1 protein-coding gene is annotated in these 874 nt (G+C 41.2%); it reads left to right on the top strand.

The annotated features are described in order from the left end of the window. The first annotated feature begins 32 nt into the window (after positions 1-32). Positions 33-737, top strand: coding sequence for an FRG domain-containing protein (locus tag AACQ79_RS14290; protein ID WP_055034315.1), 705 nt, complete (start codon positions 33-35; stop codon positions 735-737). Positions 738-874 lie beyond the last annotated feature (137 nt).

Here is an 874-nt window from a genome sequence, read left to right as displayed (position 1 = left end):
CGTTAGCATACTAAAATTGGGAACAAGTATTTATGAATAAATTGGAGTCTGTCCAAGAGTTACTAGATGTAGTGAGCAAGTTGCCATCAGATGACTATGTTGGAGGATGGTTTTATCGTGGGCAGTCGGATGCTTCTTGGGATCTGGAACCTAAAGCTCATCGTTTTCCACACAACGAGGGAGACAAGTTCGATTTCAAATTTAAAATGTGGCTTAAGCAAGCACATAAATATCCTGAAATGGATTTTGAAAATGAGCTAGAGGCAATGGCAATAGCGCAACATCATGGCTTCGCAACCAAGTTACTAGATTGGTCATCAAATATCTTAACTTCTGCTTTTTTTGCTTGTAGTAGTAATTTTGACAAAGATGGCAAAATCTATGCTTACTTTCCTACGCAATATGCCTATCTAGAAAAAGATGTGTTGGTTCCTGGTGGCAAGCCCGAACGTGTTCTTGGCTATCAGCCAAAGGGAGTTGCAGCGCGACTTCAAGCTCAGTCAGGTTACTTTACTTATCATAAAGAGCCAGAGTTCAAGATCGAAAATGAATTTTTCGAGCCAGCAAAACATCAAACTTTGTTTGAGTGGATCATACCCGCAAATGCTAAGGTATCCATAATACTTATGCTTGACCGTTTGTCAGTGAATTATAAAACCTTGTTCCCAGATTTGGATGGTCTTTCTAAGCATCATTGCTTAATGGATGAAGTAAAGGCAATCCAAAAGCGGAGATAGCGCCTGTTTTATTATGCTAACAAACGCTTCAAGAGGGACAGCCAACGCGCGGCATTTTTGCCATGCGTTGGTTTTTGTGATTACGGTGTTATGCGGAAGCTTAGTAGTAGCGTTGGCTGCCCCTTAAGCGGGCGTTA

Origin of the sequence: Vibrio sp. 3-2(1) (assembly GCF_963887575.1) — a bacterium.
In the GTDB taxonomy this organism is placed as follows: Bacteria; Pseudomonadota; Gammaproteobacteria; order Enterobacterales; family Vibrionaceae; genus Vibrio; species Vibrio anguillarum.
The sequence above is the reverse complement of the archived record's forward strand: the minus strand, read 5'-3'. Positions and strand labels throughout refer to the sequence as shown.

Bases quoted from the DNA above. Each gene is read 5' to 3' on its own strand.
- AACQ79_RS14290 (WP_055034315.1), top strand. From the start codon at position 33: ATGAATAAATTGGAGTCTGTCCAAGAGTTACTAGATGTAGTGAGCAAG.